Annotated in this window: 27 protein-coding genes; 8 read left to right on the top strand and 19 right to left on the bottom strand. The window is 62.5% G+C overall.

Annotated features, from left to right (window positions below):
- Positions 1 to 103 precede the first annotated feature (103 nt).
- On the top strand, positions 104 to 1,441 hold the full coding sequence (locus KEM63_RS04190) for a lytic murein transglycosylase (RefSeq protein ID WP_223654946.1): 1,338 nt from the start codon (positions 104 to 106) through the stop codon (positions 1,439 to 1,441).
- Positions 1,442 to 1,456: 15 nt separating this feature from the next.
- Here KEM63_RS04190 and lipA read toward each other — a convergent pair whose 3' ends face one another.
- The 12 genes from lipA to KEM63_RS04130 form a co-directional block, all read right to left on the bottom strand.
- Positions 1,457 to 2,452 (bottom strand): lipoyl synthase, encoded by a 996-nt coding sequence (gene lipA, locus KEM63_RS04185; RefSeq protein WP_223654945.1) that lies wholly within the window; start codon positions 2,450 to 2,452, stop codon positions 1,457 to 1,459.
- Between the two features lie 48 nt (positions 2,453 to 2,500).
- On the bottom strand, positions 2,501 to 3,130 hold the full coding sequence (gene lipB, locus KEM63_RS04180; protein ID WP_223654944.1) for a lipoyl(octanoyl) transferase LipB: 630 nt from the start codon (positions 3,128 to 3,130) through the stop codon (positions 2,501 to 2,503).
- A complete protein-coding gene (locus tag KEM63_RS04175; protein ID WP_223654943.1) occupies positions 3,130 to 3,402 on the bottom strand; it encodes an HP0495 family protein in 273 nt (90 codons plus the stop codon). The genes lipB and KEM63_RS04175 overlap by 1 nt, the downstream gene beginning before the upstream one ends.
- A gap of 11 nt (positions 3,403 to 3,413) precedes the next feature.
- Positions 3,414 to 4,565, bottom strand: coding sequence for a D-alanyl-D-alanine carboxypeptidase family protein (locus tag KEM63_RS04170; RefSeq protein WP_423747850.1), 1,152 nt, complete (start codon positions 4,563 to 4,565; stop codon positions 3,414 to 3,416).
- A 77-nt stretch (positions 4,566 to 4,642) separates the two neighbouring features.
- On the bottom strand, positions 4,643 to 5,542 hold the full coding sequence (locus tag KEM63_RS04165) for a septal ring lytic transglycosylase RlpA family protein (RefSeq protein ID WP_223654942.1): 900 nt from the start codon (positions 5,540 to 5,542) through the stop codon (positions 4,643 to 4,645).
- Positions 5,539 to 6,570 (bottom strand): lytic murein transglycosylase B, encoded by a 1,032-nt coding sequence (gene mltB, locus KEM63_RS04160; protein WP_423747831.1) that lies wholly within the window; start codon positions 6,568 to 6,570, stop codon positions 5,539 to 5,541. Before mltB ends, KEM63_RS04165 begins: the two co-directional genes overlap by 4 nt.
- A 5-nt stretch (positions 6,571 to 6,575) precedes the next feature.
- Positions 6,576 to 7,727, bottom strand: coding sequence for a rod shape-determining protein RodA (gene rodA / locus KEM63_RS04155; protein WP_223654940.1), 1,152 nt, complete (start codon positions 7,725 to 7,727; stop codon positions 6,576 to 6,578).
- Positions 7,724 to 9,592, bottom strand: a complete 1,869-nt coding sequence (gene mrdA / locus KEM63_RS04150; RefSeq protein ID WP_223654939.1) for a penicillin-binding protein 2 — start codon at positions 9,590 to 9,592, stop codon at positions 7,724 to 7,726. The genes rodA and mrdA overlap by 4 nt, the downstream gene beginning before the upstream one ends.
- A gap of 3 nt (positions 9,593 to 9,595) precedes the next feature.
- Positions 9,596 to 10,063: a 23S rRNA (pseudouridine(1915)-N(3))-methyltransferase RlmH gene (rlmH, locus tag KEM63_RS04145; RefSeq protein ID WP_223654938.1), complete on the bottom strand. Its 468-nt coding sequence runs from the start codon at positions 10,061 to 10,063 to the stop codon at positions 9,596 to 9,598.
- A gap of 6 nt (positions 10,064 to 10,069) precedes the next feature.
- Positions 10,070 to 10,435 (bottom strand): ribosome silencing factor, encoded by a 366-nt coding sequence (rsfS, locus tag KEM63_RS04140; RefSeq protein WP_223654937.1) that lies wholly within the window; start codon positions 10,433 to 10,435, stop codon positions 10,070 to 10,072.
- 19 nt (positions 10,436 to 10,454) lie between these two features.
- Complete coding sequence (gene nadD, locus KEM63_RS04135; protein ID WP_223654936.1) at positions 10,455 to 11,093, bottom strand: nicotinate-nucleotide adenylyltransferase; 639 nt, start codon at positions 11,091 to 11,093, stop codon at positions 10,455 to 10,457.
- A gap of 7 nt (positions 11,094 to 11,100) precedes the next feature.
- Positions 11,101 to 12,366, bottom strand: coding sequence for a glutamate-5-semialdehyde dehydrogenase (locus KEM63_RS04130; RefSeq protein WP_223654935.1), 1,266 nt, complete (start codon positions 12,364 to 12,366; stop codon positions 11,101 to 11,103).
- 86 nt (positions 12,367 to 12,452) lie between these two features.
- Here KEM63_RS04130 and KEM63_RS04125 point away from each other — a divergent pair, with 86 nt between their 5' ends.
- The gene (locus KEM63_RS04125; protein WP_223654934.1) at positions 12,453 to 13,166 is read left to right on the top strand and encodes a DNA-3-methyladenine glycosylase; all 714 of its coding nucleotides are present in this window, start codon (positions 12,453 to 12,455) and stop codon (positions 13,164 to 13,166) included.
- Complete coding sequence (locus KEM63_RS04120; protein ID WP_223654933.1) at positions 13,151 to 14,401, top strand: DedA family protein; 1,251 nt, start codon at positions 13,151 to 13,153, stop codon at positions 14,399 to 14,401. The genes KEM63_RS04125 and KEM63_RS04120 overlap by 16 nt, the downstream gene beginning before the upstream one ends.
- On the opposite strand, the gene KEM63_RS04115 is transcribed toward KEM63_RS04120, so the two are convergent.
- Positions 14,396 to 14,980, bottom strand: coding sequence for an LON peptidase substrate-binding domain-containing protein (locus tag KEM63_RS04115; protein WP_223654932.1), 585 nt, complete (start codon positions 14,978 to 14,980; stop codon positions 14,396 to 14,398). The genes KEM63_RS04120 and KEM63_RS04115 overlap by 6 nt on opposite strands.
- A 200-nt stretch (positions 14,981 to 15,180) precedes the next feature.
- On the opposite strand from KEM63_RS04115, the gene KEM63_RS04110 reads away from it, so the two are divergent.
- Positions 15,181 to 15,636 carry a MaoC family dehydratase gene (locus KEM63_RS04110; RefSeq protein ID WP_223654931.1) on the top strand — a complete coding sequence of 152 codons (456 nt, stop codon included), beginning with the start codon at positions 15,181 to 15,183 and terminating at the stop codon, positions 15,634 to 15,636.
- A 15-nt stretch (positions 15,637 to 15,651) separates the two neighbouring features.
- Here the strand turns inward: KEM63_RS04110 and KEM63_RS04105 are convergent, their stop codons facing one another.
- Both KEM63_RS04105 and mpl read right to left on the bottom strand, forming a co-directional pair.
- Positions 15,652 to 16,269, bottom strand: coding sequence for a flavin prenyltransferase UbiX (locus tag KEM63_RS04105; RefSeq protein ID WP_223654930.1), 618 nt, complete (start codon positions 16,267 to 16,269; stop codon positions 15,652 to 15,654).
- On the bottom strand, positions 16,262 to 17,623 hold the full coding sequence (gene mpl / locus KEM63_RS04100; protein ID WP_223654929.1) for a UDP-N-acetylmuramate:L-alanyl-gamma-D-glutamyl-meso-diaminopimelate ligase: 1,362 nt from the start codon (positions 17,621 to 17,623) through the stop codon (positions 16,262 to 16,264). Before mpl ends, KEM63_RS04105 begins: the two co-directional genes overlap by 8 nt.
- Positions 17,624 to 17,852: 229 nt before the next feature.
- Here mpl and KEM63_RS04095 point away from each other — a divergent pair, with 229 nt between their 5' ends.
- The 3 genes from KEM63_RS04095 to KEM63_RS04085 all read left to right on the top strand — a co-directional run bounded on the left by KEM63_RS04095 (position 17,853) and on the right by KEM63_RS04085 (position 20,758).
- The gene (locus KEM63_RS04095; protein ID WP_223654928.1) at positions 17,853 to 19,112 is read left to right on the top strand and encodes a 6-phosphofructokinase; all 1,260 of its coding nucleotides are present in this window, start codon (positions 17,853 to 17,855) and stop codon (positions 19,110 to 19,112) included.
- A gap of 235 nt (positions 19,113 to 19,347) precedes the next feature.
- Positions 19,348 to 19,875, top strand: a complete 528-nt coding sequence (gene ppa, locus KEM63_RS04090) for an inorganic diphosphatase (RefSeq protein ID WP_223654927.1) — start codon at positions 19,348 to 19,350, stop codon at positions 19,873 to 19,875.
- Positions 19,876 to 19,981: 106 nt separating this feature from the next.
- On the top strand, positions 19,982 to 20,758 hold the full coding sequence (locus KEM63_RS04085; protein WP_223654926.1) for a methyltransferase: 777 nt from the start codon (positions 19,982 to 19,984) through the stop codon (positions 20,756 to 20,758).
- On the opposite strand, the gene KEM63_RS04080 is transcribed toward KEM63_RS04085, so the two are convergent.
- From KEM63_RS04080 to KEM63_RS04065, 4 genes are read right to left on the bottom strand one after another with little or no spacing between them, the layout of a single operon-like run.
- The gene (locus tag KEM63_RS04080; RefSeq protein WP_223654925.1) at positions 20,722 to 22,107 is read right to left on the bottom strand and encodes an MATE family efflux transporter; all 1,386 of its coding nucleotides are present in this window, start codon (positions 22,105 to 22,107) and stop codon (positions 20,722 to 20,724) included. The two genes, KEM63_RS04085 and KEM63_RS04080, sit on opposite strands and share 37 nt — an antisense overlap.
- 5 nt (positions 22,108 to 22,112) lie before the next feature.
- Positions 22,113 to 22,484, bottom strand: a complete 372-nt coding sequence (locus KEM63_RS04075) for a translation initiation factor Sui1 (RefSeq protein ID WP_223654924.1) — start codon at positions 22,482 to 22,484, stop codon at positions 22,113 to 22,115.
- The gene (locus KEM63_RS04070; protein ID WP_223654923.1) at positions 22,477 to 23,025 is read right to left on the bottom strand and encodes an NUDIX hydrolase; all 549 of its coding nucleotides are present in this window, start codon (positions 23,023 to 23,025) and stop codon (positions 22,477 to 22,479) included. The genes KEM63_RS04075 and KEM63_RS04070 overlap by 8 nt, the downstream gene beginning before the upstream one ends.
- A gap of 2 nt (positions 23,026 to 23,027) precedes the next feature.
- Entirely contained in the window at positions 23,028 to 24,008 is a 981-nt protein-coding gene (locus KEM63_RS04065; RefSeq protein WP_423747830.1) for a DUF2333 family protein, read from the bottom strand.
- A 187-nt stretch (positions 24,009 to 24,195) separates the two neighbouring features.
- Between KEM63_RS04065 and dsbD the strand changes: the two genes are divergently transcribed.
- Positions 24,196 to 25,983, top strand: a complete 1,788-nt coding sequence (dsbD, locus tag KEM63_RS04060; protein ID WP_223654921.1) for a protein-disulfide reductase DsbD — start codon at positions 24,196 to 24,198, stop codon at positions 25,981 to 25,983.
- The last annotated feature ends 61 nt before the right edge of the window (positions 25,984 to 26,044 follow it).

Genomic DNA, 26,044 nt, shown 5'->3' with positions numbered 1-26,044 from the left:
ACTCGGTAAAAAAATATATCCGCCTGATGCAGACGCCGCCGCTTTACCCGGGCGCATACGCCCATGCTACAGTGGACGCACACCCTGCCGCTGGAAAAGATGCATGCTCAAGAAGGCGTATTTGAATTGTTCCATCAGCCAGGCCCTCGCGGCGTCCGCGCTAGGGCTGACCCTGCTGAGTGCCTGCGGCAGCAGTGCCGTGCAGACCGCGACCGAAGCAACCGCGCCTGCGCCGGCAGCTGTCCCGTTGCTGATGGACGAACCGATACGGCCGGAAAGCTTCGCCCAGTGGCGTACCGAGTTCCGCGGGTTCGCAATGGAGCAAGGGGTGCCCCCCGAGCTGTTCGAACGTATTTTCGCGGACATGGAACCGGATCCGGCGGTCATTCGCGCCGACCGTAGCCAGCCCGAATTCACCCGGCCGGTGTGGGAATACCTCGAGGGGGCATTGTCACCGCAGCGCCTGGGGACCGGACAACGATTACTGGTCCGCCACGCGCAGGCGCTCGAGGCGATCGAGCAACGTTATGGCGTGGATCGTCATGTGCTTGTGGCCATATGGGGACTCGAAAGCAATTTCGGCAACAATATCGGAGACCGCAACGTCATGCGGTCGCTGGCGACGCTGGCGTATGAAGGACGGCGACCGGATTTCGCTCGAACCGAGCTGCTGGCGGCCATCGACATCGTCCGCAACGGCGATATCGCTCCGGAGAACATGCTCGGCTCCTGGGCCGGTGCCATGGGTCAGACGCAGTTTATCCCCAGCACGTACAACCGCTACGCCGTGGACTTCGACGGCGACGGGCGGCGCGATGTGTGGCAGTCGAGTGCCGACGCGCTGGGTTCGGCTGCGCACTACCTGAGCGCGTCGAACTGGCAGCCGGGTCAGCCGTGGGGAATGGAAGTTGCCGTGCCTGGCGGTTTCGATTACAGCCTGGCAGACATGTCGGTGCGCAAGACGGTGTCTGAGTGGGCTCAGCTAGGCGTGGTGAAGGTGGATGGCGAGACACTCGACGCTGATCTGGCTGAACGCCATGCGAGCCTCCTGTTGCCGGCCGGACACCGCGGTCCGGCATTTCTGATCCTCAATAATTTCCGCAGCATCCTGCGTTACAACAATTCGACCAGCTATGCGCTGGCGATCGGCCTGCTCTCCGAGCGTCTGCAGGGCGAGGGACGGGTCAAGGCGAGCTGGCCCACCCAGGACCAGCCACTGTCACGCAGTGAGCGCTATGAGTTGCAGGAGCGGCTGCAGGCCGCGGGATTCGAACCGGGCGGCGTTGACGGCATTCTTGGCGCCAATACCCGTCAGGCCATACGGCGATTTCAGCAGACTCAGGGCTGGCCGGCTGACGGCTATGCGACCCAGGCGTTGCTGAAAGCGTTGCGTGCCCAGTCACCACAACAGCCTCAGCAACCTCTGACTCCGGACAGCTGAGTCCGGAGCAGCAAATCAACCGATCCGGGTGCCGTGGACCTGCTGATCCGCGTGGTAGGAGGAGCGCACCAGAGGCCCCGAAGCGACGTTGCGGAAACCCATTTTCGCACCCTCTTCGGCAAACCATGCGAAGGTGTCCGGGTGAACGAAACGCTGCACCGGCAAATGGTTGCGCGAGGGTTGCAGATATTGGCCGAGCGTAAGCATGTCGACCTCATGCTCGCGCAGCCGATGCATGACCTCGATCACTTCCTCGTCGGTCTCGCCGAGCCCGAGCATCAGGCCGGACTTGGTCGGCACGTGCGGAACCCGCTTCTTGAAATTCTCCAGCAAGTCCAGCGACCACTCGAAATCCGAACCGGGCCGCGCCGCACGATACAGTCTCGGCACGGTTTCGAGATTGTGGTTGAACACATCCGGCGGCTCCTGTTCGGTGATCGCCAGCGCCACGTCCATCCGACCACGGTAATCCGGAACCAGCGTTTCGAGCTGAACCCCTGGTGACAGCTTGCGGATCTCGCGAAGGCAGTCGACGAAATGCTGAGCACCTCCATCGCGCAGGTCATCCCTGTCCACTGAAGTGATCACCACGTACTTGAGCTTCAGGTCGGCGATGGCCACAGCAAGGTTGTGTGGCTCATCGGCATCCAACGGCTTGGGCCGCCCGTGGCCGACGTCACAGAACGGACAGCGGCGGGTGCAGATATCGCCCATGATCATGAACGTCGCCGTGCCGCCGGAGAAGCACTCGCCCAGATTCGGGCAGGACGCCTCTTCGCACACGCTGTGCAAGCGGTGCTTGCGCAACAGTTGCTTGATACGGTCGACCTCGGGGCTGATCGGCATGCGCACGCGGATCCAGTCCGGCTTGCGCGGCAATTCCTCGGTGGGAATGATCTTGACCGGTATCCGCGCAACCTTCTCGGCTCCGCGCAGTTTCACTCCGGCTTCGACTTTCTGCTTGCTGGTCGGCTGGGCCAGACCCACCGACGTATCGGACTGCTGTTCCATTGGAGGTGACCCACCTTGTGAGGGGTTCGACATGGGCGTTGTGCGCCTTCAGGGCCCCGCAGTATACCCGAGTTGTTGTCGCAATGCCTGCTCCAGCCTGCCGGCAGCGTGCTGGCATGAAGGTGCCGAATCGAGCAGATCGGCCATTTGCGTCATGGCCAGACCAGCGTAACCGCAGGGGTTGATCCGGCGAAACGGAGACATGTCCATATCCACGTTCAGCGCCAGGCCGTGAAAGGAGCAGCCGCGCCGAATCCGCAAGCCAAGCGAGGCGATCTTGGCCGGACCGACGTAGACACCCGGGGCATCCGCACGCGGCGACGCCTCAATGCCATAGCCGGCGAGCACGTCGACCAGGCTGCGCTCCATCGCGGTAACGAGATCGCGTACGCCGATGTCGAGCCTGCGCAGATCCATCAGCAGATAGGCCACCAGTTGCCCGGGACCGTGGTAGGTCACCTGACCGCCGCGCTCCACCTGGACAACCGGAATATCGCCCGGTGCAAGCAGATGTTCGGCCTTGCCCGCCTGTCCCTGGGTAAAGACCGGCGGATGCTCAAGCAACCAGAGCTCATCGGGGGTGTTTACGTCGCGTTCTGCGGTAAACCGACGCATTGCTTCAAGCGTCGGCTCGTAATCGACCAGACCCAACTCGCGAACGATCAGCGGCGGCGGCATCACAGAACCATATGCACCCGGCCAGTGGCCTTGAGCTCGGCATGCAGCGCCTGCAGCTGATCGGGGCCGGTAGCGGTCAGTTCCACCCGAACCGACAGGAACCTGCCATTCTTGCTGTCCCGTACATCGACCAGCCGGGTGTCGCCATCGGGGGCGTGACGCTCGACAATCGCGATGACCAGTTCGGAAAACCCGTCTCCCGCCTCACCGATGACCTTGATCGGGTAACGACAGGGAAATTCGATACGTGGCGGTTCGGCAGTCGTGTTCACGCTCGGCTCCGTCAGTTGAACAGGTTATAGAAGAACAGGCGGATGGTGTCCCACAGGCGACCGAAGATTCCCGCCTCCTCCACTGCCTGGAGAGCCACCAGCGGAGCCGTATGGACAATTTCATCACCGAGCTTGACCTCAACCTGGCCCAGCTCGTCACCGGCGGCGATCGGCGCCTTGATGGCGCTGTTGACCGATACGCCGGCTTCGAGCTTGTCCATCTGGCCGCGGGGCATGGTCAACACCAGGCCTTCGCTCAGACCCAGTTCGACCTGCTCCTGCGCGCCTGCCCAGACGCGCGCGGACGACACTACCTGGCCGGGCTGGTAGAAGGCGCGGGTCTCGAAGAAGCGGAAGCCCCAGGTCAGAAGCTTCTGAGTTTCCGCCGCGCGCGCTGCCTCGCTAGACGTGCCCATCACGACTGAAATCAGACGCATGCCGTCACGCTCGGCTGAAGACACCAGACAATAACCGGCTTCCTCGGTGTGACCGGTCTTGAGTCCGTCAACCGTGCTGTCGCGCCACAGCATCAGGTTTCGATTGGGCTGCTTGATACCGTGCCACAAAAACTCCTTCTCCTTGTAGATCTGGTAGTGCTCCGGATCGTCGCGGATGATTGCCTTGGCGAGTATTGCCAGATCCCGGGCGCTGGCCAGATGGCCATCTGCGGGCCAGCCAGTAGCGTTCTCGAAATGCGTATTGGTCATGCCCAGACGGCGCGCATGACTGTTCATCAGATCGGCGAAGGCCTCTTCACTGCCAGCGATATGCTCGGCCATGGCGATGCTGGCGTCGTTGCCCGATTGAATGATGATGCCGCGCAGCAGGTCGATCACGCGTACCTGGGTGCCGACCTCGATGAACATCTTCGAGCCGCCCATGCGCCATGCCTTTTCGCTGACCAGCACCATGTCTTCCTCGCCAATCTGACCCCGCTGTATCTCGAGGCTGGCAATGTAGCTGGTCATCATCTTGGTCAAGCTGGCCGGGGGCAGCGGCTCATCGGCGTTGTGCTCAACGAGGACCTTGCCGCTCTGGGCATCGATCAGCAGATAGCTGCTCGCGGCGAGCTGCGGCGCGGTAGGGACGATCGGCCCGGCGGCCTCGGGACCCGGCACCGGGGAGTTGAGAGTGGGGGTCTGCGCCGACACGGCGAGAGTCATGACGACAGAGCCGGAAACCAGCAGGGCTTGAATGAATTTCTTCAGCATGGTGCTCACTTGAGGTAAATAAAAACGAATCAGTTGGATGTGACCAGGGTGGCGCTGCCGACGTTGGCAGTGCGCAGCGTTTCGCTGACGCGCTGCGCCTCATCGCGGCTGCTTAGCGGCCCTACACGCACACGATGCAGCGTCTGACCATTGGTCTGCACCGGCGATACGAACGCATTGGCATTGACCAGCGTCTGCAGCCGTACCCGCAATTGTTCAGCCGCCTGCGCCGAGGAAAATGCGCCCAGCTGCAGGAAGTATCCGTTGCCGCCTGAGTCGACCACCGATCGTTGCATCTGTGGCTGTGGCGCCGGCTGCGTCTTGACCAGATAGCCTGGATTGTTTTTCTGTTGCCATGCCACGGGGTCGATGCCCTCGACCCGTACTCGCGCGGTGCCCTTGTCGGCGAAGCCCAGCTTGGCCGCGGCCGCGTAGGATAAATCAATGATGCGGTCGGAGTAGAACGGTCCCCGATCGTTGACCCGCACGATGACCTTGCGGTTGTTCTCGAGGTTGGTGACCTGCACGTACGTGGGTAGCGGCAGCGTCTTGTGCGCAGCGGTCATGCCATAGAGGTCATATTCTTCCCCGTTGGCGGTGTGGTAGCCATGAAACTTGCTGCCGTACCAGGACGCCGGACCTTCGGCGCGGTAATCGAAGCCGTTCTGAATCGGCGTGTAGCGTTTGCCAAGCACCTCATACGGCGTGGCCTTGTAGCGACCGGTATGGGGTGTGGGCACTGCATCGGGAATCGACGAGACATCCTTGAAATGTTCCGGCGGCCCGTCGTGCGCACGACTGTAGCCACCGGACTGCGGCGCCGGCGCATTGCCCGCCACGGGTGCGGGTGGTCGTGAAGAACAGGCTGTGAGCAGAGCCAGGCTGCCTATGGCTAGCAGCCGACAGGAAGCGGACAGGCGCAGGATCATTGTTGTTTTGCCTCTCGCAGAAGCTCGGCTAGCTGATGGACCACCATGGCATACATAACGCTGCGATTGTAGCGCGTTATGACGTAAAGGTTATCCAGCCCGACCCAGTATTGCATCTGCTCGCCGGCATCGAATTCGAACGCCATGAGCTTCGCTTCGTCAGACAGCGTATCCGGAAGCTGCCAGCCCCATTCGCGTAGTTGAGCGACACTGTGGCGGGCTTCGAGATCGGGGATGGTCAAGCCCTGCCGGAAATCGTCTCCCTGCACATTCGCCTGTATCGCTACCGGCGCACGGTGCTGCCAGCGATGTTCGTGGAAATAGTTTGCCGCGCTGCCAATGGCGTCCACCGGGTTGTTCCAGATGTCGGTCGTGCCATCCTCGTCGAAGTCCACGGCGAAGGCCTGATAGCTACTCGGAATGAACTGCGGATAGCCCATGGCGCCGGCATAGGATCCGGTCAGGCTCAGGGGATCAACGTTCTGCTCACGTGCCAGTACCAGATAGGCCTTGAGTTGACGACGGAAGAAATCGGCCCGCGGCGGGTAATCGAAACCCAGGGTGGTCAGCGCGTCGATGACCCGATGACTACCCTTGTTGCCGCCATAGAATGTTTCTACACCGATGATCGCCAGGATGATCTCCGGCTCCACGCCGTAGGTCTTTTCGGCGCGCTCGAGCGCCTCGCGATGCTCCTCCCAGAACGCCAGCCCCCGTTCGATCCGCTTGTCGGTAATGAAGATCGCCCGATACTCATGCCAGGGTCTGACCCGCTCTGCCGGGCGAGAGATCGCGTCGATGATCGACTGCTTGCGCTCGGCCTGAGCCAGCAGGCCGCGCACGTAATCGGCACTGAAGCCGTGCTCTGTCTGCATCTCGGCCACGAACGGTTCGACCGCCGGATGTTCACTATCGTAGTCGGCGGCGACGACCGCCGAGCTGCACAGGGCCGCCAGTGCGGCGATCAGGCCGCGCAGCCGATTCATTGGTATATGTCTCATTGGAGTCCAGGTGCGTTTTGTATGCATGCTCATCATCCCTGCGTCATCCACTTACGGTGGGTGTGAATCGACATAAGGATGCCAAAGCCAGACAGCAGGGTCACGAGTGCGGTGCCGCCGTAGCTGATCAGCGGCAGCGGGACGCCCACCACCGGCAGCAGGCCGCTGACCATTCCGATATTGACGAATACGTAGACGAAAAACGTCAGCGTGAGGCTGCCCGCCAGCAGCTTGGAAAAACTGTCCTGCGCCTGCACCGTAATGACCAGGCCGCGCGCGACAACCAACAGATAGATGACCAGCAGCAGGCAGACGCCGACCATACCGAACTCTTCGGCGAGCACTGCAATGATGAAATCGGTATGACCCTCGGGGAGAAAATCCAGGTGCGACTGGGTGCCCTGCAACCATCCCTTGCCGAAGACACCGCCCGAACCGATCGCAGCCTTGGACTGAATGATGTTCCAGCCGGTGCCCAGGGGGTCGCTTTCCGGATTAAGAAAGGTCAGCACCCGTTGTTTCTGGTACTGATGAAGCACGAAGAACCACATGAGCACCGCCGCCGGTACCAGCAGCACCAGGGCACCTATGATGTAGCGCCAGCGCAGGCCGGCCAGCAGCAGAACGAATATCCCGGCTGATGCAATCAACAGCGAGGTACCAAGATCGGGCTGCTTCAGAATCAGCACGACGGGTACGAAGATCAGCGCCAGGGTCACACACACGTACTTGAACCCCGGAGGCAGCGTGCGACGGCTCAGATACCAGGCAACGCTCATCGGCATGATGAGCTTCATCAGCTCGGACGGCTGGAATCGAATGACGCCGGGGATGGTCAGCCACCTTTGAGCGCCCTTCGCTTCGGTGCCGACCAGCAGTACGGCAAGCAGTAGCAGCACGCCTGCAATGTAGGCAACCGGCACCCACCGCTGCATGAAGCGCGGCTGGAACTGGGCGATGACCACCATAGCGGTCAGCCCTATGGCGTAATAGACCGCTTGCCGGTAGAGCATGGCAAAGCTCTTGCTGCTGGCCGAATACAGCACGAAGCCGCTTACTGCAGCGAGAACCAGGATCAGCAGCAGCAACCAGGGGTCGATGTGAATACGCTGCCAGAACGGCGTGCGCTTCTTCAGGCCGACCTTGCCCCCGGTTGCGGCTCGCGTCGCTGCCCAGCTCGTCATGGTTGCGTCTCCACCGTCAGTTCGGCTGGCTCGGGGTCGGGCAGAAGCCAGGCATCGAACAGCTCGCGGGCGACGGGTGCGGCGACGCGGCCACCCGACTCGCCATTTTCGACCATTACCGCCACCGCAATGCGCGGATCGTTCGCCGGTGCGAAGCCGACGAAGAGCGCGTGATCCCGATGACGCTCCTGTAGCGCCTTGGAATCGTACCGCTCGCCCTGGGCGATCGCCACCACCTGCGCGGTCCCGGTCTTGCCGGCCATTTCGTAGGGCGCACCGAGCGCAGCCGCCCGTGCCGTGCCGTTGGGCGCGTGCATGACGTCACGCATCGAATCGATGATGAATTGCCAGTCGTCGGGATTCTTCAGGACGATGTCCGGGGGCGTGCCACTTTCATCCGGCCCCTGCCCGTCGGCGTGCATGAGCAGGCGCGGACGCTTCCAGACACCACGATTGGCGATCAGCGAAACGGATTGGGCCAGCTGCAACGGTGAAGCGAGCATGTACCCCTGGCCGATACCGGTGATCAGTGTCTCGCCGGGATACCAGGGTTGCCGGCGCGCGCCGCGCTTCCAGTCCCGTGATGGCATGAGACCGGCCGCCTCCTCCCACATGTCTATCGATACTCTGCTGCCCAGCCCGAATCGGCTCAGGTAATCGTGCAGCCGATCAATGCCCAGCTTGTGTGCCAGGTCATAGAAATAGGTGTCGTTGGACCGCACGAGGGCCAGCCGCATGTCCACCCAGCCGTCACCACCACGGTTCCAGTTGCGATACTTGTGGCTGTGATTGGGCAATTGATAGAAGCCGGGATCGAAGACGCGGTTGCCGCGGCCGACAACGCCGGAATCCAGTCCGGCCAGCGCCACCATCTGCTTGACCGTGGAGCCCGGCGGGTACAGGCCGCGCAGCACCCTGTTGAAAAGCGGTTGGTCCAGCGAGTCGCGAAGCGCGCCGTAGTCCTTGAAACTGATGCCGGTAACGAACAGGTTGGGATCGAACCCCGGCTTGCTGACAAAGGCCAGCACGCCGCCGGTCGCCGGCTCAATCGCGATTACCGCGCCGCGCCGATCGCCCAGCGCCTGCTCGGCGACTGCCTGCAATCGGGAATCCAGATGCAGACTGAGATCCCGGCCGGACACCGGGTCGGTCCGATCAAGCACCCGCAGCACCCGCCCACGCGCGTTGGTCTCGACTTCCTCGTAGCCGACCGTGCCGTGAAGCAGCTCCTCGTAGTAGCGCTCGATGCCGGTCTTGCCGATATAGTGCGTGCCGGCGTAAGCCACCGGATCGATCCGCTTGAGCTCCTGCTCGTTGATACGACCCACGTAGCCGACCGCGTGGGCGAAATGATGGCTGTACGGATAATGCCGAACGAAGCTCGCCTGCACCTCAACACCCGGCAGACGGAACTGGTTGACTGCGATGCGGGCGATCTGGTCATCGGTCAGCTCGAACATCACCGGCACCGATTCAAACGGCCGCCGTGCCTGCATCAATCGTTTGCGGGAGCGCTCCAGGTCTTCGTCGGGCAGCGAGAGCAGCGTCTGCAGCAACTCGAAGGTGGCAGGGAGATCCGGCACGCGCTCGCGCGTGATGTTGAGACTGAAGCTTGGGCGGTTGTCTGCCAGCACCTTGCCGTTGCGATCGTAGATCCGACCGCGCGCCGGCGGAATGGGCTGGACGTGAACCCGGTTATTTTCCGACAGCGTAGTGTGATGTTCGTACTGGGTGACCTGCAGGTGATACAGGCGCGCGATGAGCGCGGCAAGCATGAGCAGCACCACTACTGCGGCGAGGATCACGCGCTGCTGGACGACCCGGGCATCGACGGAATGGTCCTTGAGATGAATCGGCTTGGCCATGTATCACTTGTGGTAGGGGTGTCGGTTCAGAATGGTCCAGGCACGATAGATCTGTTCGGCGAGCACGATACGTACCAATGGATGCGGTAGCGTCAACGGAGACAGCGACCAGCGCTGATCGCTCCGCGCGGCCACCTGATCGGCCAGACCCTCAGGGCCGCCCACCATCAGGTTGACGTTGCGCGCTTCCAGGCGCCAGCGTTCCAGCTCCTCCGCCAGCTGCTCGGTTGACCAGGGCTTGCCCGTCACTTCCAGCGTAACGATGCGATCACCCGGTTGCACCGCCGCGAGCATCTGCTCGCCTTCGCGCCGCATCAGCCTGGCAATATCGGCATTCTTGCCACGTGTTGCAAGCGGTATTTCGACCAGGTCCAGCGCGAGATCAGCAGGCAGCCGCTTGGCGTATTCCTGATAGCCTTCCTCGACCCAGCGGGGCATCCGCGATGCCACGCTGACCAGGCGTATGCGCAAACCGGCTTACTCGGCAGACTCGGACTGTTGCTGCTGCGCCCGCCGCGATTCGGCGCTTTGCCACAGCCGCTCGAGGTCGTAGAACTGGCGGGTGGCCGGTTGCATCACATGCACCACGATATCGCCCAGGTCGACCAGCACCCACTCGCCGGACTCCTTGCCTTCGACACCCAGCGGCTGTCGACCGGCCGCCTTGGCCTTTTCGACGACGTTGTCGCTGAGCGAGCCGACGTGGCGGTTGGACGTGCCGCTGGCGATGATCATGTAGTCGGTTACGCTGGTGAGCTCGTGCACGTCAATGCGGACCACGTCCTTGGCCTTCATTTCGTCCAGAGCGTCTTCCACAAGCTTGATAAGGTCATCAATCTGCATTCGGAATCAAATCCTCAAGTCAGGGCTGGTACAGCCCTTTGGTTTCAATATAGTCAAGCACTGCATCCGGCAACAGAAAGCGCGGTGAACGGCGCTCTGCCAGCAGTGAGCGAATATGGGTGGCGGAAATAGCCAGCGGCGTCTGCACCAGCGGGATGATCTCCCCGTGGGTTGCGCGGGCTTCGGCGGGATCGGTCACGCTGCGCGCGGCCATGAGATCCTTCAGTACCTCGGGCACTTCCAGGTCGTAGTCCGGACGCTGCAGCACGACCAGGCTGCACAGATCGAGGAGCTCCGGCCAGCGATGCCAGCTTGGCAGCGCGCAGAAGGCATCCCATCCCAGAACGAAAAACAGCGCGGCATCGGTGCCCGCTTCGGCACGTACCAGCTCAAGCGTTTCAACCGTATACGACGGACGCTCTCTGAGGAGCTCTCTGTCATCGACCTGCAGGCCCGTATCACCGCGCACCGCCAGTCGCACCATGTCCAGCCGCTGTTCGGCGTCCGCACCGGGTATCGCCCGGTGTGGCGGTCGGGCGCTTGGCACCAGACGCAGCTCATCCAGTCCAAGCCATTCGCGCACCTCCAGCGCACTGCGCAGGTGGCCGTTGTGCACCGGATCGAAGGTTCCTCCGAGCAGGCCGATGCGGCGGTTCATGGCGCTGTCACTGACGGATATGCCCGTCGCCGAACACGACGTATTTCTCGCTGGTGAGCCCTTCCAGGCCGACCGGACCCCGTGCGTGGATCTTGTCGGTAGAGATGCCGATTTCAGCACCCAGGCCGTACTCGAACCCGTCGGCGAAGCGGGTGGAGGCATTGATCATCACCGAACTGGAATCGACCTCGGCGAGAAACCGCCGCGCCCGGGTGAAGTCTTCGGACACCATCGCGTCGGTATGCTGCGAACTGTAGGTATTGATGTGCTCGATGGCAGCGTCCATGTCATCCACTACACGGATCGCCAGGATCGGTGCGAGATACTCCGTGGTCCAGTCTGCTTCGGTCGCGGCGATCGCTTCCGGCAGGATCGCCCGGGTCAGCGCGCAACCTCGCAGCTCGACCTGCTTCTCCGCGTAACGACGGGCGATGCGCGGCAAAAAGGCGTCAGCCACTGCGCGGTGAACCAGCAGCGTCTCCATGGCATTGCAGACGCCATAGCGGTGCGTCTTGGCGTTGAAGGCGATGGCTTCGGCCTTGTCCAGATCGGCACGGTCATCGACATACACATGACAGATGCCGTCGAGATGCTTGATCACCGGGACTCTGGCATCGCGGCTGATCCGTTCGATCAGGCCCTTGCCGCCACGCGGCACGATTACATCAACATAGTCGGGCATGGTGATCAGTTCGCCGACGGCCGCCCGATCGGTGGTTTCGACTACCTGTACCACAGCCTGCGGCAACCCGGCTGCATCCAGTCCCTGGCGCAAGCATGCAGCAATCGCCTGATTGGAATGAATCGACTCCGAGCCACCGCGCAGGATGCAGGCGTTGCCTGATTTCAGACACAGGCTGGCCGCCTCGACAGTGACGTTGGGCCTGGACTCGTAAATGATGCCGATCACCCCCAGCGGCACCCGCATGCGGCCAACCTGAATGCCGGACGGCAGAAACTTCATGTCTCGAATCGAGCCGATCGGATCCGGCAGTGCCGCCACCTGGCGCAAGCCTTCGACCATCGCATCGAGGCGGGCAGGCGTGAGTGCGAGACGGTCTAACATGGCCTCATCCAGCCCGTTGTCGCGCCCGGCCTTAAGATCCAGCGCATTGGCGCGAATCAGCTCGTCGCTGGCCAACACGATCGCTTCGGCGGTGGCGAGCAAGGCGCGATTCTTGGTCGCGGTGGTGGCGCGCGCAATAACCCGCGAAGCCTTCCGTGCCTGCTGGCCAAGGCCCGTCATGTACTGGGAGATCTGCTCTGTGTTCATCCTGTCTCGAGTGCCCGGCGAAGCAAAAGCGGCATTATACCGGTCGCCAGAGGGGCTGGACAGGGCGAACCTGCTATGATCTGCATATGTTGCAAAGACCTCTGCCCTGGCCCTCGGCCCGACCCTTGCCCGACTCCTTCTTCGACCGCGATGCACGGCAGGTAGCCATCGACCTGCTCGGCAAGGTGCTGCGCAGAAAACACGGCGATATGTGGCTGTCGGCGCGCATCATCGAAACCGAGGCGTATATGCTTGACGAGCGCGGCAGTCACGCTTCGCTCGGCTATACCCATAACCGCCGCGCGCTGTTCGCGGGCGGCGGGACGATCTACATGTACTACGCGCGTGGCGGCGATTCGCTCAACTTCAGCGCTGCCGGACCCGGCAATTCTGTGCTCATAAAAAGCGCGTTCCCCCATGTCGACGTGGTCAGCGGAGCAGACAGCGTCCGAACCATGCAGCAACTGAATCCCGCGCGCGACGGCGAACCGCGTCCGATCGAGAAGCTCTGCGCCGGACAAACCCTGCTCTGCAAGGCACTCGACCTGAAGGTGCCCCACTGGAACGCCCAGGGGTTCGACCCAGCCGTGTTTTTCGTGGACGATGCGGGCGAGTGCCCGTCTCAGATCATCCAGACCACCCGCCTGGGCATTCCGCCGGGGCGCGATGAGCATCTGCCCTATCGCTTCGTCGACGCTGCGCATGCCCGCCATTGCACCAAGTCGCCGCTGGGTCGGACGCGTCTGGAAGGCAACCACTATCACCTGCTCGGGGGTGGAGCGCCATGGAAGGAGGCCTGACCGGCGATGTAATTGCCTGGCTCTCCGGGCACACTCGCTGGCTCGGCCCAGCCATTTTCCTCATAGCACTGCTCGAATCGCTGGCAATCGCGGGCATTGTAGTGCCAGGCGTAGCGCTGCTGTTCGCGGCGGCGGCAATGGCTGGCAGCGCGCACCTCAGCCTGGCTGGGGTCCTTGCCTGGGCCTTCGCCGGCGCAGTGTGCGGCGACATGATCAGCTTCGCCCTCGGCCGGATATTCCATCAGGATATCCGCCGCCTCGGACTATTTCGCAAGCACCCGCAGTGGATCGACGGCGGCGAAGCGTTCTTTCGCCGTTATGGGGTGCTGAGTGTCCTGATCGGACGCTTCGTAGGACCCATCAGACCTGTCATTCCTCTCGTGGCGGGGATGTTCGACATGCCAACCTGGCGCTTCGTCGCGATCAATCTTTTTTCAGCAGCGCTCTGGGCTCCGGCGTACCTGCTGCCCGGTTATGTTACCGGCAGCGCCCTGAACTGGCCGGTTCCGGAATTCTTCTGGACGCAGACGCTGGCACTCGCGGGCGGCCTCATCGCATTCACCGCGCTGTCGCTGATGGCGCTGCGCAAGCAGGAGCGCTGGTCCACCCTCGCAGTGGCCGGACTCAGCCTGGCGGGGCTGATCGGCATCGCCATGGCCAGCCCATGGCTACATATCTTCAACGCAACGGTAGCGGGCTGGCTGGAGCAGCCGGGCAGCGGCCTGCCCGCGCTGGCAAGGCAGCTGCTGGCACCGCTGGACCAGCCGTTCTTTCTGATGCTGCTGGTATCCGGTATCGGCACGGTCCTGTTGCTAACGGCGCACTGGCGGCAGCTGGCCTATGTGGCGCTGACCATTTCTGGCTGCTTGGCCGCCAGCTGGATAGTGCGGGCATCGGAGCAGAGCCCGGTCATTGCGCTGACGCTGAGCCTGGTCATCGCCTGCGCGGTCCTGGGCAATCGCGAGCAGGGATTCTGGACACGCGTAAGCTGGGCACTGTATTGCACGCCGCTGATTGCCGGCATCGTCGCAGCCGGCCTGACACCGTTGACCATTGCCCCGCTCACCGCGGTGTCGGCAGTCGTGCAGGCGGCTTTTGCCGCAAGCCTCGCCTTGTGGCTGGTCGAGAGAGGGGCGCCGGTGCAGGCGCTGAATCGCTGGCCGGGTCTAATGATTGCTACGTGGCCACTGATCGCGGCGGCTCTGGCGCTGATCACCTCGCCCGGCTGGTCATGACTGCAACGCCTGCAGCCAGTCACCAATCTGCTCGAGACGCTGTTCGGCATCGTCGATCGCAAGCAGGGCTGATTTCTGTTCCAGTGAAAACGGCAGCAGGAACGCCAGCTGATAACCGAGGCGCTGCTGACTGTCATCCACCGGCGCCAGCCCAAGACTCGCAGCCATCGGATGCTGCATGAGGCTGTCCCGTAACGCCAGCAGGTCCGCCTGCGCCGGCCCCAGAGGTTTGTCGGTGAGCTCGTCGACCCAGTGCGGGTCTGCCTCTATAAGGCCGTCGCCAGCCACACTCACATCGCTGATGCGTGCACGACGCCGGCCTTGCACCCGGATACCCAGCAAGCCGTTGTCGCGCTGTTGCCAATCGATGATTCGCGCCTCGCAGCCCAGCGCGTTGAACCGAAGATTACCGGACCCTGCCTCCGGCCCGGATTCAAGCGGGACGACGATGAACCCTTCGTCCCGTTTGAAGCAGCGGCTGACCATATCCAGATAGCGAGCCTCGAAAATCTGCAGATCCAGCACGCATCCAGGAAACAGGATGCTCTTGAGCGGGAAAAGCGCAATCTTGTCTGTCATTAACTGTCGGAACGCCTTCTGAGCAGGTGATCAAGAATTCGGTCGTGTCATTCAGCAAACCTATCCAGGTCGAGCACGATTGACCCCACCGGACGGCCTTGCAACCATGCGACAACACCCGAAACCTGTGTTGAGGGTAGCATCCCCCATCGAGCCCGGCTCGCCATCGATCCGGGCTACAACAGAACATGGAGAAGAGCATGAGCGCCGTCCCCGTATCCGAACTCAAATCGTACATCGGCAAGAACCTTGGTCACTCGGAATGGCTGACCATCGATCAGGAGCGCGTTAACCAGTTCGCCGAATGCACTGGCGACCATCAGTTCATCCATATTGATGAGGAAAAGGCGAAGCAGACCCCGTTTGGCGGCACCATTGCCCACGGCTTCCTGTCGCTGTCGCTGATCCCGTCGTTGTCCGCCGGCCTGCTGATCCGGCCCGAAGGTCTGAAGATGGCGGTCAACTATGGACTGGACAGCCTCCGGTTCATCCAGCCGGTCCGCGTTGGCTCGCGGGTACGCCTGAACGTGCAGGTGCTCGATGTCACAGAAAAGAATCCGGGGCAGTGGCTGATCAAGGCAAAGAACACGCTGGAAATCGAGGGTGTGGACAAGCCGGCGTTCATCGCCGAAGGTCTGAGCCTGTACTTCGTCTGACCAGTTGGCCGGGCCTCAGCGCCCGGCCTGTTCACCCCAGGCAGGCAGCAGCTGCTGAGGCAATTCCAGCTGATTCAGGATACGCGCGACGACAAAGTCGATCATATCCTCGATACTCTGTGGCTTGTGGTAGAACCCGGGACTCGCGGGCAGTATCACCGCGCCCATCTGGCTCAACTTGAGCATGTTTTCCAGGTGTACCGTGGAGTACGGCGCTTCTCTAGGCACCAGGATCAGTTTGCGCCGCTCCTTCAAGGCCACATCCGCGGCGCGCTCGATCAGATTGTTGCTCGCACCTGTGGCGATCGCCGACAGGCTGCCGGTGGAGCACGGGCACACCACCATTGCACTCGGCGCACCGGAGCCGGAGGCCACTGGCGCCATCCAGTCCTGCTTGCCGTATACCCTTATCTGGCCAGGCTGCGCCTGATAACGCTCGGTCAGAAAGCCTTCCATCGCCTGTGGCTTGGCCGGCAGCTCGACGTCCGTTTCGGTCGCCATGACCAGTTGCGCAGCCTGAGAAATGAGGAAGGCGACCTGCACGTCGGCCCGCACGAGGCAATCCAGCAATCGCAGCGCATACTGGGACCCCGAGGCGCCGGTTACCGCCAGCGTGACACGACGCTCACCCATGCTTGCTCTCCAGAGCACGCACCAGCCGCTGGTGAATACCGGCGAACCCGCCATTGCTCATGATGACAATGTGCGTATTCGGCTCCGCACTCGCAGTGGCCTGCTCGATGATGCGTTCGATACTGCTTTCAACCCGCGCCGGCACCGGGCTGGCTTCGACCACGCCTTCAAGCGACCAGTCCAGCCCGTCGGGCTGGTACCAGATCACCTCGCTGGCCTGCGCAACACTGCCCGGCAGCGCCTGCATGTGGCTGCCGAGGCGCATGGTGTTGGAGCGGGGTTCTATGATCGCGATGAGCCTCGCGTCGCCTATCCGTGCACGCAGCCCCGCGAGCGTGGTAGCGATGGCCGTCGGATGATGGGCGAAATCGTCATACACGATAATGCCGTCTATCTCGGCCAGCTTCTCCATCCGTCGCTTGACGCTGCGAAACGATGCCAGCGCGGCGATGCCCTGCTGCGGCGTCACGCCGACATGACGGGCCGCCGCCAGGGCAACCAGGGCATTGGCCACGCTGTGCGCGCCAGTCTGGTCCCAGCACGCCTCGCCAACCGACTCACCATCTAGCACCACCTCGAAGCGTGATCCGTCAGCCTCGTTCAGCCTGGCCTGCCACTGCCCGCCCTCGCCGGTAGTCTGTCTAGGCGTCCAGCAGCCCATGCCGATGACCCGCTGCAAGGCTACGTCCTGCTGCGGATAAATGATCAGCCCGGATGCCGGCACTGTCCGGACAAGGTGATGAAACTGGCGCTCGATGGCGGCCAGATCCGGAAAGATGTCCGCGTGGTCGAATTCGAGATTGTTGAGGATCGCGGTGCGCGGGCGGTAGTGCACGAATTTCGAACGCTTGTCGAAGAAGGCGCTGTCGTACTCATCGGCCTCGACGACAAAGAAGGGCGTCTCGCCTAACCGCGCGGAAATACCGAAATTCTGCGGTACGCCACCGATCAGGAAGCCGGGGGCCATGCCGGCATGCTCGAGGATCCATGCCAGCAGACTGGATGTCGTTGTCTTGCCGTGCGTGCCCGCTACCGCGAGTACCCAGCGATCCTGCAGCACATGGCGCGCGAGCCACTCCGGGCCCGATACATAAGGCAGTCCCTTGTCCAGAACATATTCCACCGCCGGGTTGCCACGTGACAGCGCATTGCCGATCACCACCAGGTCCGGAGCTGGCTCCAGATGTTCAGCCCTGTAGCCCTCCATCAGGGAGATACCCTGAGCTTCGAGCTGGGTGCTCATCGGCGGGTAGACGTTGGCATCCGAGCCGCTGACGGTATGTCCGAGCTCTCGCGCCAGCAAAGCCAGTGAGCCCATGAAGGTGCCGCAGATACCGAGGATGTGCAGGTGCATGGTCGATCCAGAAAGGGTGTATTCGTTTCGCAATCAGCGTGTCGCGATACTATCACGCACGCCGGTGCAACATTAGCGCCCGGCGGTGGTCCATGCAAAGGATGCGGCATTGGGCTATGATGCCGCGATTTCGCCGAGCGCCACCCGCCTCACACGCAATGCTCACCGATACGGACGTTGCAGGGAACGGCTATCAGCACAGGCCAACAGCTTTACACATGGAGTCCGCATGACCGTCAAGAATGCCTTCTATGCCCAGTCCGGCGGCGTAACCGCCGTCATCAACGCGTCGGCTGCCGGCGTTATCGAAGCGGCTCGCCAGCATCCGGACAAGATCGGCAAGGTCTACGCCGGTCGCAACGGCATCATCGGCGCCCTGACTGAAGACCTGATCGATACCACCGAAGAATCCACTGCCGATATCGCGGCACTGCGCCACACGCCGTCCGGCGCGTTCGGCTCCTGCCGCTACAAGCTCAAGAGCCTGGAAGCCAACCGCGCGGAGTACGAGCGTCTGATCGAGGTATTCAAGGCGCACGACATCGGGTACTTCTTCTATAACGGTGGCGGCGACTCGGCAGATACATGCCTGAAGGTATCCCAGCTGGCCGAGACCATGGGCTACCCCATCCAGGCCATCCACGTACCCAAGACCGTGGACAACGACCTGCCGATCACCGACTGCTGCCCGGGTTTTGGCTCGGTGGCCAAGTACGTTGCCACCTCCATTCGCGAAGCGGGCTTCGATGTCGACTCGATGTCCGCCACCTCCACCAAGGTATTCATCCTTGAAGTGATGGGTCGCCACGCCGGCTGGATCACTGCCGCATGCGGTCTGGCCGCCGAAGGCGAAGGTCAGCCACCGCACATCCTGCTGTTTCCGGAAATCGATTTCGACCAGCCGGCATTCCTGGCACGGGTCAAGGAGTGCGTCGAGCAGTACGGCTACTGCGTGATCGGCGTCTCCGAGGGCATCAAGAACGCCGATGGCACGTTCCTGTCCGAGTCGGGCCTGACCGACGCTTTCGGTCACGCCCAGCTGGGTGGTGTTGCACCGACCATCGCCAAGCTGGTCAAGGACGAGCTGGGCTACAAATATCATTGGGCCGTGGCTGATTACCTGCAGCGCGCTGCACGTCACATCGCCTCGAAGGTTGACGTCGAGCAGGCGTACGCACTGGGTCAGGCTGCGGTACGTATTGCGTTGGAAGGCAAGAACGCAATCATGCCGGCCATCCGCCGTCTTGAAGACCAGCCCTATCGGTGGGACATCATCGAGGCTCCGCTGAAGGATGTCGCCAACGTTGAGAAGTTCATGCCGCGCGACTTCATCACCGACGACGGCTTTCACATTACTGATGCGTGCCGTCGGTACCTGTCGCCGCTGATTCAGGGCGAAGATGTGCCCCCGTTCAAGAATGGCATGCCCGACTACGTTCGTCTGAAGAAGATTTCGGTCGAGCGCAAGCTGCAGCCGTTCAAGGTCTGAGGTAGTTGAAAGGCCGCCCCGCGTGGCGGCCTTTGCCCGACGCGCCCGCCGGCCCACCTGCGTTATTACCGTTTCGCTTGTAAGACCATGGTTCTATTCCGAATCGCTTGGTATCCGCCCGGTTAGCCCCTATAATCTCGGCCAGTTTTCGAGGGCTTAGTGAAGAACTCCTGCGGCGGTCGCCGGTCAGACGGTTGTTCAGTAATCCCTTCCAAATGCCCGAATCAGGTAAAACATGAGCTACGACCAGATCCCCGCAGGCAAAGACGTACCCAACGACATCTACGTCGCCATCGAGATCCCGGCCAATCACGCGCCGATCAAGTACGAAATCGACAAGGACAGCAGCACCCTGTTCGTCGACCGGTTCATGGCTACGCCGATGTTCTATCCGGCCAACTACGGTTACATCCCCAACACGCTGGCCGACGATGGCGACCCGCTTGACGTGCTCGTCGTGACGCCGCACCCGGTTACGCCTGGCGCTGTGATCCGCGCCCGCCCGGTGGGTGTACTCCACATGACCGACGATGGCGGTGGCGATGCCAAGCTGATCGCCGTACCGCACGACAAGCTCAGCGTGCTGTACCGTGACATCAAGGAATACACCGATCTTCCCGAGCTGCTGATCCAGCAGATTCAGCACTTCTTCGAGAATTACAAGGATCTCGAAGCTGGCAAATGGGTGAAGATCGACCGCTGGGGCAGCGCTGAAGAAGCCCGTGCGGAAATTGTTAAGGCAGTAAACGCTTACCAAAAATAAGCGTTTCGCCCCGTTGAAAAGCCGGCCACAAGCTGGCTTTTTTTATGCCCGCCCGTTGGCTTTCGGTTACCCTTTCCCAGCCCCTCAGTCTTGGACGCACCATCCAATGGATCGCCACTTCGACCAGCTCGGCGCGCACTTCGCCCGCAAGATCTACGACAGCCCGAAGGGAGCCGTGCGCCTGGCCGTCCTGACCAGGGACCTGAGCGAGTGGCTGCCGTCCATCCAGTCCGGGGCGGACGCGCTGCGTGTCCTGGACGCAGGAGCCGGGCTCGGTCACATGAGCGAATGGCTGGCCCTGCAGGGCCACGCAGTCACCGTCACTGATCCGTCGCTGGAGATGCTCGAGCAGGCTCGCGCCCGGCTCGCCGGACATACCTTCGAACACTCACCGCGGTTTCAACAGAGTGCCTTGCAGGCATTGCCCGACGCCGGCGACACGTTCGATCTGGTGGTCTGTCATGCCGTACTGGAATGGCTCGCCGACCCGGCCGCAGCCATCCGCTGCCTGCGCTCGCTTCTCAGACCGGGGAGTGCGATTTCCCTCGCGTTCTACAACCGCGACGCGCTCATCTACAAAAATCTGATCAAGGGGCAGTTTCGCAAGATTGAACGCAACCAGCTGGCTGGCGAGGGACGACGCAGCCTGACGCCCCAGCAGCCGCTGGACCCTCGGGATGTAGCCCGGTGGGTAGCCGAAGCAGGACTGCAGTGCAGGGGCGAAACAGGCATACGGGTGTTCCATGACTACATGCACGAGCCGTTCAAGGCCCAGGCCGAATTGGAGGAGGTCATCGCCCGCGAACTGCACTTCAGCACTCACCCGGCTTACCGTCATCTCGGCCGCTATCTGCATTGGTGGCTGGTACCGGCGTCAGACTGATCGTCCGTAATCCACCGATCATGTTGCCAGAGCCAGACGAACCAGCTGCCCAGCGTCAGTCCTCGTGCCAGCATGAACACGTGAAAGCCGAACCATAGTGCATGGTTGCCGGCTCCCCAGAACAGCCATGCGGTGGGTACGTAGACCAGCCCCACCGAGATCAGCATGGCGTTGCGCATGGCCCGCGCCCGGGTCGCGCCAATAAACAAGCCGTCCAGTAGATAGCCCCAGACCGCCACCAGCGGTAGCCACGCCATCCAAGGAAGATAGTGTTGCGCAGTCGAGCGCACCGACTCGATATCCGTAAGGCCATTGACGATCTGCTCGCCGAACAGGGTGAATGCAAGAACGAATGCCAGACTCAGGATCAGCGACCAACCGGTCGCCACTACCAGCACGCGCCGCAACCGCTGGCGATCCCTCGCGCCTATCGCGCTCCCGCCGAGCCCTTCGACCGCATGGGCCAGACCATCAAGCCCGTGCGAGGTGACGAGCAGAAAGTTCAGCAGCACGGCGTTGGCCGCGATGACTGCGTCGCCGTATTCCGAACCCTGCGCAACCATGAGATAGAACACCGACTCCAGTGCCAGGGTCCGGATGAGAATGTCGCGATTGACCTGCATCAGTGGCATCGCGCCGCGCAGGCAGAGGGCAGCTCGCCAGTCCAGCCGACCGGGGACCTTGGCCAGCAGTGGCCGCAGCAGCCAGAAGCCGAGCAGCAACCCGCAGTAATCGCCGGCAACGGTGGCCCAGGCAGCCCCCGCCACGCCCCAGTCGAGACCGACGACCAGCACGATGTCGAGGACCAGGTTGGTCAGATTGACGGCGAGCAGAAGCATCATCGGTGCCCGGCCTACCCCGGCGCCGATGAACCAACCGATGAGCACGAAGTTGGCCAGCGCTGCCGGCAGGCTTAGCAGCCGAACGTCTACGTAGCGCCGTGCCTCGCCAATCAGCTCCGGGCTGGCATCGATGAAATGCAGCCCGGCGGCGAGCAGCGGTTCGCGCAGCAACCAGACGGCCAGCGCCAGCAGCACCGCCAGCCATAGCAACTGAGCCAGCAGCAGACGCAGCGCGTCGCCATCGCCACGCCCCCAGGCCTGGGCGACGAACCCGGTAGTGCCCATGCGCAGAAAGCCGGCAGCCCAGAGTACGAAGGTGATCAGCGTCGTACCCACCGCCACGCCGCCCAGATGATAGGCAGCATCCATATGCCCGATGACCGCGGTATCGACAAGCCCTACCAGCGGCACGCTGATATTGGAAAGGATCATCGGCACAGCCAGCGCCCACACCTGACGCTGGGTGATGGGCGATCGCCAGTCAGCCGCCAGATCAGTGAGCCGCAAAATGATCAGCCGCCGGATCGCTTGGCCTTGAAACCCCGCTCGCCCAGCCACTGGCACAGCAGCTCGACCTGATCGCCCTGGATCTCGATGACCCCGTCCTTGAGCGACCCGCCACAGCCGCAGCGGGCCTTCATCTGCTTCGCCAATGACTTGAGCTCATCGGCAGGAAGGATGAGACCGCTGATTGTGGTGACGGTCTTGCCGCCGCGGCCCTTGGTTTCGCGACGAACACGTGCAACGCCGTCGCCCTGCGGCAGGGCGACCTCCGCACAGCGGCACGCCGTCGACGGTTCCCGGCAGGCGGGGCACATGCGGCCGCTGTCGGTGGAAAACACCAGGCCGCCCAGCGAATCCAGACCCTTTTTAGGCTTATTCATCCCCCGGGATCTCCGCGCCAGCATTCAACAGCAGCTCAAGCGCATGCAGGGAGTCCGGCGAATAGTGTTCATCTTTGCGCCGCCAGTCGCCGCGGGGGTCGATCCAGCGGAGCTCCAGCACCTCTTCCGGCTGCATGATGATGGGGCCATCCCAGACGCAGCTGAACACCGCGCCCCAGAGACGGCTTTCCGGCGAGTCGTAGAAGAACCGAAAATGCTCCTCAAGCGGCACGCCGCTGACGCCAAGCTCCTCGGCCAGTTCCCGCCGCGCACCATCCGCATAGCTTTCACCTGCGCTAACCACACCGCCTGCCGCCACATCCCAGAACCCCGGATAGAGGCGCTTGTGCAACGTACGACGGTGCATGCACAGCTCGCCTTGCGAATTGAAGACGAACACGAACGTGCTGCGAGTGATCAGCTTGTCTCGCTGAATGGTCGCGCGACTCACCACACCCAGTGGCTCGTCGCGCTCATTGACGTGAAAGACGTCCTCTGCGGCAGAGCGCGCCAGATAGGCGCTTATCGAACGCTCATCCATGCCTAACCCTGCTCGAGCAGCCGACGCAGATCGATCATCGCCGCATTGGCGCGAGAGAGATAGTTGGCCATGACCAGCGAATGGTTGGCCAATACGCCCATTCCGCTCCCGTTGAGTATCACCGGGCTGCGCAATGGCCGCTGAGTCGCTTCAAGCTCGCGTATAATTTGTTGCAGGCTGGTCATGGCGTTCTTGCGCTCGAGTACATCCGCGTAGTCGTGCTCCACGGCACGCATCAGATGCAGAAGCGCCCAGGCCGAGCCGCGCGCCTCGAAGAACACGTCGTCGATTTCCAGCCAGGGGGTCTTGCGGTACTGACGGCCGTCCTCGGTTACTTCGGCGCGCCCGACGCTCGCCGACAGCCGCTGTGAAAGCGAGCCCAGACGAGTGCTCGAATCGCCGATCCAGCTCGCCAGGTTGTCTGCACGTGCGTAGAAGTTCGCTTCCCCGGCCTCGAGGCGGCGGATGTAGCGATTCAGCGCACGCAGACCGGATCGGTATTCGCTTTCGCTGCCCGGGAACATCCAACTGTTGTTGTCGAAATTGAAGCGTGGCTCGGCGAGCGCCAGATCCGGATCTTCCTGCGACTGCGACTGCGAACGGGCCATATCCCGTCGCATCGCCCGCGACATGTCGCGCACCTGCACCAGCACGCCGAATTCCCAGTTCGGCATGTTGTCCATCCACAAGCCGGGCGGCGCTATGTCATTACCGGTAAATCCACCCGGTTTCTGCAGCAACGTGTACATCAACCCGTGAACGGTTCGGGCAGTAGTCGACCCTACCACCAGAGTGGTATCCGGCCCGGGTGTGGGAGCAAGCGGCTCCAGATCCGGCTCGCGGCTCCAGTACCAGCCGAGTATCAGGCATATCAGCAGGTAGATTGCCAGCAGCACGACCAGCGCGATTCCTATCGAGCGGCCATGCGGACTCGAGCTTAGCGAACCACTGGTACCTGATACTCTGTTTCGACCGAATTTCATCATTCCGCTCCTTAGCAACTCCCGCCCAGCATACCACCCGGACACCACTAGGACACCGGCGCGCCTCAGGTAATTCAGAAGTCATGGCGGCGGGCGAACGCGCAGTCCGACCCTGCGACAGATTCGCCCTCGGCAAGCCAGCAGCGAAGCATTATGATGACCGCTTCTTCCTGTGCCCGGGTTCATCATGCTGTTCCACCGTTATCTGCTACTTCTGTGTCTGTTATGCGTGCCGCTTGCCCAGGCTCAGTTCAGTGGCGACGAGCCCGGCGGCAGCAGCCTGTTTGAAGGCAGCAGCGGGCAGGCCGACTTCCTTCCCGTGCACGAAGCCTTCCGACCCTCCGTAGAGCAGCGTGCCCCTGATCTTCTGCGCGTTCGCTTCGACATGCCTCCCGGCTACTACCTGTACCGGCATCGTCTGGGATTCGAAGTCCCGGGCGCTGCCGATGCGATCAAGGCGATCAGGCTGCCGGCCGGGCAACCGAAGACCGATGAGTATTTCGGCGAAGTGGAGGTGTATTACAACTCGCTGGATGTCGACCTCGAACTGGCGGCCGACGCCTCCGTGGAGACACTGCGACTGACTTTCCAGGGTTGCGCTGACGCAGGGCTCTGTTACCCGCCGGAAACGGTGACGATCGGCATTGGCGATGGAAGCACCTCGACCGCCGCGACAGCGCAGCCGTCAGAAACGTCCGGCGCCGCGGAAGGTACCGGTCTGGCACTTCTGCTGTTCTTCCTTGCCGGTCTGGGCCTGACCTTCACACCCTGCGTGCTCCCCATGCTGCCCATTCTCAGCAGTCTGGTCCTGGGGCGCCAGCATATCGATCGACCGCGGGCGCTGGTGCTGTCCACCAGTTACGTCCTGGGTATGGCGATCACCTTCGCCGCCGTCGGCGCACTGATCGGGGTCTTCGGGGCAGCGCTCAACATCCAGGCGCGCATGCAATCACCATGGCTACTCGGCGTGTTCGCCGTCCTGTTTGCGCTGTTCGCCCTGGCCATGTTCGGACTGTTCGACCTGCGCCTGCCGGCCGCCCTGCGCGAGCCGCTCGAGCGGCTCGGCAGCCGTACCCGCGGCGGCTCGATTCCCGGCGCTGCGCTGATGGGGGCGCTGTCGACACTGGTCGTATCGCCGTGCATCTCGGCACCATTGGCCGGCGCCCTGGTGTATATCAGCGCCACCGGCGACGCGCTCGGCGGTGCGCTGCGTCTGTTCAGTCTGGCGCTGGGCATGGGTATCCCGCTGTTGCTGGTCGCGGTGTTCGGCAACGCGCTGCTGCCCAGGTCCGGGCCGTGGCTGAACAGCGTCAAGCAGCTGTTCGGCTTCGGTCTGCTCGGCGTGGCCATCTGGTTACTGGAACGCATTCTGCCTGGCTCCCTGAGCCTGGCCCTATGGAGCGCGCTCTTCGCCGGGCTGGCAGTGCAACTGGGACTGTTCGAGCGGGCGCCGCGAAGCGGCTGGGGTCGTTTCAGTCAGGCGCTTGCCCTGCTCGCCGCCTTCTATAGTCTCGCCGCCCTGGCCGGTGCGCTCGCCGGCGGCCACGATCCGTTGCGCCCACTGCAGCCCTTCGCTGATGGCGGCACGCCCAGCGCCGCCGTCGGCAGCGAGTTCTTCACCACTGTCGAAAGTCGCAGTGAGCTGGAGCAGGAGCTCGCGCGTGCCGAGCAAGCTGGGCGACCTGCGGTATTGGAGCTGTATGCCGACTGGTGCATCAGCTGCAAGATCATCGAACGGCGCGTTCTGGGCGATCCGCAGGTGCAGGCACGTTTGCAGGACGTCGCCAGGATTCGTCTCGATCTCACGGACAACACGGCCGACCAACGCGCCTGGTTGACCGACAACCAATTGTTCGGGCCGCCCGTTTTCCTGTTCTATGCTGACGATGGCAGCGAGGTTCCAGCGCTACGTCTGCCAGGCGAAATAGATAGCGCCGACATGCTAAGCCGCCTGGACTCGCTATCGGGCCAGTAGATTTTTCGCCTTCCTGCTGCAATCATGCAGGCATCTGATGTTAATCTTCGGGTTATGGACA

The organism is Halopseudomonas nanhaiensis, from assembly GCF_020025155.1.
GTDB classification, from domain to species: Bacteria; Pseudomonadota; Gammaproteobacteria; order Pseudomonadales; family Pseudomonadaceae; genus Halopseudomonas; species Halopseudomonas nanhaiensis.
Note: the sequence above shows the minus strand (reverse complement) of the source record. Positions and strands in the feature narration are given on the sequence as shown.